The following is an 8,786-nucleotide window of genomic DNA, read 5'->3' as shown; positions in this document are numbered from 1 at the left end:
ATGCGGCGCACGATTGCGCCGCAAACTCAGGAATTACACGTTCAGAAAACTGCCAAGACGATAACCGCGCTCCGCAATTGCATATTTCAGTGACGAAGACGTCAGCACGTCGAGCTCAGTTAAGCGGGGGTAACAGTAGGCACTTTGACGAATAATGTCATCGATAAAGGCCGGATGACACATCACTTCCAGCGAGGACTCGCCTCGATCGGCTGACGCGTCCAGCGTCTGTAAAAACAGAGCCTCGGAAATCGCTTCGCCGTAAAACTCGCTGCTGAATCCCTGGGAGGTACGTAACGTTTCCGGAAAATCAGACGCCTGAAACACGGTCTGACGATCGATACGCAATGCAATCCCCTTCTGGGCAGCAAACCCGGCTACGATAGGGAAAATTTGCGGGAACATATGCACATGGTGATGGCTATCCAAATGCGTCGGCTCCCGCCCGAACAGGTCAATAAAACGCTGATACTGCGCGGCCAGCTCCTGAGAAATTTCATCCAGCGGCAAAGTGTCCTCCTCTGCCATCTGCCAGATCCATTTCCCCAGTAATCCGTCACGAGTAAGGCCCGGCATTGCCGTCAACGGCCTACCCAGCGTCAGAACAAAATGCATCCCGACGGCAAGTGCAGGTATGTCGCGACTCAGCTGTACCGCATGGTCAATCGCCGCACCGTTAACCAGCGCCGTTGTCGAGGTGACAACGCCATTACGACAGGCTTCAACAATGCCGTAGTTTTGTCCTTTACTCAGGCCAAAATCATCCGCATTAACAATCAGTACGCGTTCCATAGCCGACCTCAGTTAGTGTTGTTCGCTTTTGAGTTTCTCAATGCACCCGGCGAAGTTTGGCAACCACTTTTCATGCGCCAGGATTAGCTCACGCGCCAGAATCTCGGCATCGCTGTCAGAATGCACCAGCGGACTCAGGTTTAACGCCAGCAGCACATCATTCAGCTCGCCGCTCAATGCCGCATTGCTCGCCGCAACCTCAAAGCCTTTAATGGTGTAGATAAGGCCAAGCACTTTCTCATCAAAATGGGTAATACGTGGGTGCGGCGTAGCACCGTTACGTCCGAGCGTGCAGGTCATCTCAACCGCCCAGTCCGCAGGAATGTTATCAACATGTCCATGATGTGGAATGTTGACGTAGTGCTCGGTCTGTTTGTCGTTGTAGATGGCGTTGATCACTTCACAGGCCGCATCGGAGTAATACGCGCCACCGCGCTGCTCCAGCTCTTTCGGCTTAACGTTTAGCTCAGGATTTTTGTAGAGATCAAACAGTTGTTTTTCTACTTTTTGTACTACCTGGGCACGTGCGCCGCCCTTATAGTACTCGCCCATTTCGATCGCCAGCATCTCTTTTGGCTTAAAGTAGTACAGCAAATACGAGCACGGCAGCAGCTTCAGCGAACGAATCAACCCTTCGCTGAACGGCAGGTCGAAAATGTTCTTCACGGTGGAAGCTTTCAGTTGTCCAGAAGCCACGCCGTCCAGCAGTTCATCAAAGCGTGATGTACCGTTCACCAGCACGTCTTTAATAAAGACCATGTGGTTCAGACCGAACAGATCGATGGATAAATCATCGCTCTCTTTCAGCGCCAGCACATCGCTAATGAACATTTTCATGCCGACAGGAATATTACACACACCGATGAATTTCTTGAAATTCGTGTGGCGATAGACCGCTTCAGTCACCATCCCTGCCGGGTTAGTAAAGTTAATCACCCAGGCATTCGGGCACAGTTCTTCCACATCTTTAATAATGTCAAAGATAACCGGAATGGTACGCAGACCTTTGAACAGCCCGCCAGCACCGTTGGTTTCCTGTCCCAGATAACCGTGGCTCAGTGGAATGCGTTCATCCTTTTCACGGGCTTTCAGTTGCCCTACGCGCAGTTGGGTGGTAACGAAATCAGCATCTTTCAGTGCTTCACGGCGGTCCAGCGTTTTAAACAACTTCATCGGTACGCCGGCTTTGTCGATCATGCGCTGGCAAAGGTCAAAAATAATGTCCAGCTTCTCTTTTCCACCGTCGACATCAACCAGCCACAACTCAGAAACCGGTAATTCATGATAGCGCTTAATAAAGCCTTCAAGTAATTCAGGGGTGTAGCTGCTCCCGCCACCGATAGTGACGACTTTTAATTTCTGGCTCATACTTTCTCCCTTCAGTGTAAAAACACTGACGTGTATTATGCTCAACCCGTTTGTCAGGTATAGCGTGGCTGTCCCGACGCTATTTTGGGCAAGCTATAAAAAATGGGTTATTAGCAAATAATATCTACTGATTAAATTCAGTTAATTTCTTACGGTAGCTATTCGGTGTAAACGACGTCAGCTTTTTAAACGTTTTAATAAACAGGCTTGGACTACTGTAGCCAGACTCGTAAGCAATATCCGTTACAGAATAGTTCGTCATTTCCAGCTGTTTTTTAGCAAAGTTAATGCGGATTTCATTAATAATCTGCATCGGCGTTTTGCTGTAATAACGCTGGGTAGCGCGGGTCAGATACTCCTGGGATTTCGCGGACAGGTGTACCATATTTTCCAGCGCATTCTCGCTAAACTGCCGTTTGTCGTGCATGGTCTCGACGGTGGTTTTAAGCCACTGCGGAATATCATCCAGCACTTGCTCTTCGCGATGATGGCGTAACCGATTTATAATATAGAAGGTGACCACTTCTACAAATTCATCCAGCCCGCTCTCACGAAAGTTCAGTGATGCAATAACCGTTTCAATGTAGGTAAGAAACGAGTTATTCGCCCGATAGACCTGCGATGCAACGAAACAAAATGGCAGCAGCGGGTGATAGTGCTGTTCAAAAAAACGTTTACTGATGCCAACGTTAAGGATCCTTGTCGCACCAAAATCATAAAAACTCTGGTGGTGCGATCCCAACGGGATAAAGACAAAGTCTCCACGTTCTAGCAGTACGCGTTTACCGTTGATTTCCTGATAATAGCGCCCGGTTAAAACCAGGGTAAACTCATAGTAGTCATGCTGATGCAGCCCGCTGATGCTCTCAGTTTTGTTATAGATGAACACATGGAAATTTTTGCCATTAAACAGCTGCTGTTCATAAACGGTTTTGATTTCCGGTGCGTTAATCTGTAGCTGCATTATGCACTCCTCGCTATTTCAGCTTTTCGTGAAGCTCAATCAGTTCAGTCACCAGCTCACGCGCCAGCATTGATGTCATCAGGTGGTCCTGTGCGTGGACCAGCACCAGGCTAACTTTCATTTTACCTTCGCCCTGATCGCCTTCAATCAATTTCGTTTGCACGAGGTGCGCTTCGTTCAGCGCCAGACGAGACTGGTCCATCATGGTCTTAGCTGACTCGAAATCACCCTGCTTGGCCATTTTGAGTGCGCCGTACGCCAGGCTACGCGCCTGACCGGAGTTGATGATGAGGCCCATCACCACTTCTTCAAGTTCTTCTGCTTCTGACTGCGTGTCGACGATGTTCTCGATATCCAACATACTTTTTTCCTCTGGTTCAGTCCGGCATGACCGTAAAGCCATGCCGGATTAAATTTAGAATTTTAATGCGTTAGCGATATCTTCTTCGCTTTCTTCTTGGTCAATAACGTTCTGCGCTTTGTTGGCTACCACCACGAACGGCAGGTAAACCAGCGTTGCGATACCGAGGTTGAACAGCGCGACCAGCAGAGCAGCGACGCTACCGTTGGTGTTAAAGAACGCGCCCAAACCGGTTGGCATAGTCCACGGTGCAATGTTGGTAATCGGTGGAATAATGCCTGAGTAGTAAGCTGCCAGCGTAATCGCCGCCAGAATCGGTTGCACCAGAATGAACGGGATAAACATCACCGGGTTCATGATGATCGGCAGACCGAACAGGATAGGTTCGTTAATCTGGAACAGACCTGACGGCAGTGCCAGCTTAGCAACCTGACGATAGTCAGGACGACGCGATGCCAGGAAGATAGCGATAATCAGACCCAGCGTTGCCCCACTACCCCCAAGGAAAATATAGGAGTCGAGCATCGGCTTCGCCCAGACGTGGAACGTCTTACCGGCTTCCAGCGCGGCGTCTACGGAACCAAACTGTTGGTAGATAGAGATGTTTTCCAGCGCCCATGGCGTCATGATACCGCTGTCCAGCGCAGTCAGCGCCAGTGAACCGTGAATACCGAAGAACCACAGCAGCGGAACAAAAATCACGTAGGCCCAGCCCACCACGCTGCCCAACGACGCCAGCGGAGTTGAAATGGAATCCATAATGATCTGGTGGAAGTTCGTACCCCAGGTGTTCAGTGCCCAGGCGATGATCCCCATAATCGAGAGGATAAGGAAGCCAGGAATCAGCGCAGAGAAAGAGCGCGATACGGATGTCGGTACGCTATCAGGTAATTTAATGACCCAATTGCGACGAACCACAAAGGTGAACATTTCCGCGACCGCAAGGCCGATAATAATACCGGAAATAATATTGGCACCGCCGAGCCAGTTCGCGCCAACGGCATAGGCTTCACCCACGCTATAAGGCGTTACGGTCATAAACGCGGCGACGGATAACAGCCCGGCAGCCAGTGAGTCGACTTTACGTTCTTCTGCCAGCGCCATGCCGATAAAGAACGGTGCCATCAATGACATGATACCCAGCGTACCGTTATAGACGTTTCCACCAATGCCTTTCAAGCTATTCAAAGTTTCAATAGTTGAAGCATCAAGTCGAATGCCCATTGAATAAAAAAACGACCCCTCCCCAAAGCTCAGGAAAACGTTATTGATTAATACAAACATAGCCCCTGCGAGGGTTAACGGCATTAAACGAATAAAACCGTTCTTGATTGCATTAACGTGTGGCTGCTTTCCAATTTTTACAGCAAAAGGAAGGAGTACCTTTTCAAGTGAAGCAATAGCGTTACTCATAGAAAAATACCCTTAAATACCGCAATTAATAATTGCGGTGAATGTTAATGAAATAACTCTTTGACGGGAAAAATTAAAATAAAATAATTAATTTGCTGCGGCTTTTTTAATTGCTGCAACAGCAGCCTTAAGCACGCCTAAACCATCGACTTTGCCATACAGCAGCGAGTCAATCACTTCCACAGGCTTGTTGGGTAACAAACGCTGAATTTCGGGCAACATATAAGCAATTTGTGGACCTAATAACACGACATCGGCGACAGGACCTTTTTCTCCGGCCAGCGTTTCAGGAAACGCTTCAATAATAACCGGCACTTCGTATTTTTCGGCCTGAGCACGCATCTTCGAAACCAACAATGAAGTCGACATGCCCGCAGAACAAAACAGATAAATGTGTTTCTTTTCCATTAAAACGATCCTCATGTGCGATTATCTGTCAACCAGACACTCCGCAAGCCATAACCTGCATCCATGCTCTGGGTAACTTGCGTCAGCTAAATTACTTTTTTAGGTGGCTGAAATGAGTATACGGGATTGCACCGGTGGATGGTATTTCCTTGACCAACTAAATTGTCTCTCCTTGACCTGTCGTTATGACCCCCCTCACATTTCGGGCAAATAATTCGCGGCAATAAATAAGATCGTTCGGCACAAAAAAACCGGCGCGATGGCCGGTTCTTCTGAATGCTCAGGCAATAAGCAGTTGTTACTTCTTCGCCGCCTGCGGGTCAGTGTCGTACTCTGCGCAGGTCTGGTAACCGGAGTTAATCACATGTCCGGTGTCGTCTAAAGCAACAAAATAGGTTTCAGCTTTACCATCTCGTTGACCCAGGATGTAGGTCTGGCATGTCCCGCGCGCATGAATCATACTGACTTCAGAAGAAGGTTTACCGGCAATCTGCGCCACCTGCGCCCTGCTCATCCCTTTCTTCACATCTTTCACCACGGGCTGAACAAATTGGTCTTTGGTGCGATCGTAGGCCGTACACCCTGCCAGCATAGTCAAAACAGCCGCTGCGCTTAGAATTCCTGTTAGGTTCTTGTTCATATTCCGTCCTCTTGTATTTCAGCGTGTTATATAAGCCTGGAGCACAACAACACATTTTTCAAGCAATCAGATGATACTTAGGTCGTTTCGGAAAATTCTATTAAAACAAAATGATGTTAGATCAGGCCTGCATCCCTTGTCGTTTGGGTCCCAACGCGTTAGCTTTAACACATCATTTTTTTTGATCATTTCATTTTTCGGAGGGGGTTAAATGACTCTGCAGCAAGAGATAATCCAGGCGCTTGGCGCAAAACCGCGAATTAATGCAGAAGAGGAAATTCGCCGCAGCGTGGATTTCTTGAAATCCTATCTGCAAACGTACCCTTTTCTGAAATCACTGGTATTAGGGATAAGCGGCGGACAGGACTCAACGCTCGCGGGAAAACTTTGCCAGATGGCTATTTCCGAGCTTCGCGAAGAAACGGGGAATGACGCGTTGCAGTTTATTGCCGTACGTCTGCCGTATGGCGTTCAGGCTGATGAACAGGACTGTCAGGATGCCATCGCCTTTATCCAACCTGACCGCGTGCTCACAGTAAATATTAAGGGTGCAGTACTGGCCAGTGAACAGGCCCTGCGTGAAGCGGGTATTGAACTGAGCGATTTTGTCCGTGGCAATGAAAAAGCCCGTGAACGTATGAAGGCCCAGTACAGTATCGCCGGAATGACCAGCGGTGTTGTCGTGGGTACCGATCATGCAGCAGAAGCCATCACCGGATTTTTCACCAAATACGGCGATGGCGGTACTGACATTAACCCTATTTTCCGCCTGAACAAGCGTCAGGGTAAGCAGCTGCTTGCCGCACTGGGTTGCCCGGAACATTTATATAAGAAAGCGCCAACCGCCGACCTCGAAGACGATCGCCCTTCTCTGCCGGATGAAGCCGCATTAGGCGTCACCTATGACAACATCGACGATTATCTGGAAGGAAAAACGCTGGCTGCCGACATCGCGAAAAAAATTGAAGGCTGGTACCTGAAGACCGAACACAAACGTCGCACACCGATTACGGTGTTTGATGACTTCTGGAAAAAAGCGTAATTTTTTAGTCACATATTGCCGGATAGCACTGGGATCACCGCTGTCCGGCCCCTCTTCCTGGTCTAATGCCACTTTTTTAATCGGTTTCAAACTGCTACACTGGATGAATAACCAGCATCCGGAGTGAGAAGTGGTACGGCGTCAATCAGCCCCACGCCTGACATTTGAGGCAGCGGCAATCTATGAATATCCTGAACACCTGCGTCCATTTTTGAGTGCGCTTCCCACCGCGCCAGGCGTCTATCTGTTTCACAGTGAAAGCGACACTATGCCGCTCTACATTGGTAAAAGCGTCAATATTCGCAGCCGCGTGCTGGCACACCTGCGTACCGCGGACGAAGCGGCAATGCTGCGTCAGGCCAAACGCATTAGCTGGATTTGTACGGCGGGAGAAATTGGTGCCCTGCTGCTGGAAGCGCGGTTGATCAAAGAACAACAGCCGTTGTTTAATAAACGACTGCGGCGCAATCGTCAGCTTTGCGCCTTGCAGCTTACCGACCGAACTGTTCAGGTTGTCTACGCACGAGATATTGATTTCTCCCATGCACCCAATCTGTTTGGCCTGTTTGCCAATCGTCGCGCAGCGCTACAAGCGTTGCAAAGCCTCGCGGATGAACAACAGCTGTGCTACGGCCTGTTGGGGCTGGAACCCCTGAGTCGCGGGCGCGCCTGTTTTCGCTCCGCGCTTAAACGCTGCGCCGGAGCGTGCTGCGGAAAAGAGAGTCATGAAGCGCATCATTTGCGTCTGTTAGCGGCGCTGGAAAGAGTGAGAGTGATTTGCTGGCCATGGAGCAATGCTATTGCACTGCAGGAAACCGGCGCTGAAATGACACAGTACCATATCATCAACAACTGGCTGTGGCTGGGAGCCGTTTCAACGCTGGATGAAGCGACTACCCTGGCGCGTATGCCAGCAGGCTTTGACCATGATGGCTACAAAATTCTCTGCCGGCCTGTTCTGTCTGGTCAATATGACATTATTGAACTGTGTCCGGAGAATGCCCCGGCATCCAGTTAATCTCGCTGAACAGCAATTTTCCCTCGCGCTCCAGCAGTCGTAATGTGTGTTTGCCGTCATGCCAGCTCGCACCCTGGTCGGCCGTCAGTAGTTTATCGCCCAGTTGCCATGCACCACTGATAACAAACACCACGCCGCCGCGTGAACCAAAGGTCGTAAAGGTGCGATCGGCAACTCTGACTTTTGCCTGGCAAACATCTCGTCGGGTCATGATATTAAAATCCATAGACATCTGCCCTTCCGTCAGCTTTGCTTTTACCACCTTGTCACCGGCAAAGGTAAAAGGTTGGTGCTGTTTGAGGGTATGCGTAAAGATGTTCGCTTCTTCCAGAGTGACCTCCCCTCCCTCCAGCAGCGTAATCACGCGTTCTACACCCGGGAAAAGTGAAAATTCACCGTTTGCTGCAATGGAGGCGATACTCGCCCGCCAGTGAAAATCTCGTGTTGCTGGCGGAAAACAGCAAATCTCACGCGTTTCCCCCGCACCATTCCGCCAGAGGTTAACCGGCATTTTGCGGATATCAAAGTATTCCATCATCCCTCCAGAAAGGAGCAGCATGGCAGCCTGCCGTAAACAGACAGCCATAAATCATCATTATTATGTTCACCCTGCAGATTATTGTTATCGGCAGCAGAGTTGATTTGCCTTAGCGATGAACCCGGCATTTTGCAAAAAAGAATAACGCGCTGATCCAGGTAGAATTTTCGCGGGTTTCAGGAGAATAGCGTGTCGTGCGTCCGGTGCAATAGGCAGAAATGAAAAAACCGCCGATCCTGCCC

At 49.5% G+C, this 8,786-nt stretch carries 10 protein-coding genes; 2 read left to right on the top strand and 8 right to left on the bottom strand.

The genetic code is table 11. The features are described 5' to 3' along the window. Positions 1 to 33: 33 nt before the first annotated feature. The 7 genes from chbG to osmE all read right to left on the bottom strand — a co-directional run bounded on the left by chbG (position 34) and on the right by osmE (position 5,946). The gene (gene chbG / locus FDW94_RS15070) at positions 34 to 792 is read right to left on the bottom strand and encodes a chitin disaccharide deacetylase (RefSeq protein ID WP_057066961.1); all 759 of its coding nucleotides are present in this window, start codon (positions 790 to 792) and stop codon (positions 34 to 36) included. Between the two features lie 12 nt (positions 793 to 804). Next, on the bottom strand, positions 805 to 2,160 hold the full coding sequence (locus FDW94_RS15065) for a 6-phospho-beta-glucosidase (RefSeq protein WP_032943151.1): 1,356 nt from the start codon (positions 2,158 to 2,160) through the stop codon (positions 805 to 807). Between the two features lie 124 nt (positions 2,161 to 2,284). Further along, entirely contained in the window at positions 2,285 to 3,127 is an 843-nt protein-coding gene (gene chbR, locus FDW94_RS15060) for a transcriptional regulator ChbR (RefSeq protein ID WP_085951046.1), read from the bottom strand. A 10-nt stretch (positions 3,128 to 3,137) separates the two neighbouring features. After that, on the bottom strand, positions 3,138 to 3,485 hold the full coding sequence (chbA, locus tag FDW94_RS15055) for a PTS N,N'-diacetylchitobiose transporter subunit IIA (RefSeq protein WP_003832549.1): 348 nt from the start codon (positions 3,483 to 3,485) through the stop codon (positions 3,138 to 3,140). Between the two features lie 54 nt (positions 3,486 to 3,539). Further along, entirely contained in the window at positions 3,540 to 4,898 is a 1,359-nt protein-coding gene (gene chbC, locus FDW94_RS15050) for a PTS N,N'-diacetylchitobiose transporter subunit IIC (protein ID WP_003030619.1), read from the bottom strand. An 87-nt stretch (positions 4,899 to 4,985) separates the two neighbouring features. Further along, positions 4,986 to 5,306, bottom strand: coding sequence for a PTS N,N'-diacetylchitobiose transporter subunit IIB (gene chbB, locus FDW94_RS15045; RefSeq protein WP_003832547.1), 321 nt, complete (start codon positions 5,304 to 5,306; stop codon positions 4,986 to 4,988). A 298-nt stretch (positions 5,307 to 5,604) separates the two neighbouring features. Then, entirely contained in the window at positions 5,605 to 5,946 is a 342-nt protein-coding gene (gene osmE / locus FDW94_RS15035) for an osmotically-inducible lipoprotein OsmE (RefSeq protein WP_003030621.1), read from the bottom strand. Between the two features lie 211 nt (positions 5,947 to 6,157). On the opposite strand from osmE, the gene nadE reads away from it, so the two are divergent. Continuing rightward, positions 6,158 to 6,988, top strand: a complete 831-nt coding sequence (gene nadE / locus FDW94_RS15030; RefSeq protein WP_100272572.1) for an ammonia-dependent NAD(+) synthetase — start codon at positions 6,158 to 6,160, stop codon at positions 6,986 to 6,988. Positions 6,989 to 7,118: 130 nt separating this feature from the next. Further along, on the top strand, positions 7,119 to 8,006 hold the full coding sequence (gene cho, locus FDW94_RS15025) for an excinuclease Cho (protein ID WP_137377824.1): 888 nt from the start codon (positions 7,119 to 7,121) through the stop codon (positions 8,004 to 8,006). Here cho and ves read toward each other — a convergent pair. Further along, on the bottom strand, positions 7,966 to 8,541 hold the full coding sequence (gene ves / locus FDW94_RS15020; RefSeq protein WP_103285095.1) for an environmental stress-induced protein Ves: 576 nt from the start codon (positions 8,539 to 8,541) through the stop codon (positions 7,966 to 7,968). The two genes, cho and ves, sit on opposite strands and share 41 nt — an antisense overlap. Positions 8,542 to 8,786: the final 245 nt, after the last annotated feature.

The sequence above is a fragment of the Citrobacter sp. wls757 genome, from assembly GCF_005280935.1.
In the GTDB taxonomy this organism is placed as follows: Bacteria; Pseudomonadota; Gammaproteobacteria; order Enterobacterales; family Enterobacteriaceae; genus Citrobacter; species Citrobacter portucalensis.
This window is presented reverse-complemented; position numbering and strand designations above follow the sequence as displayed.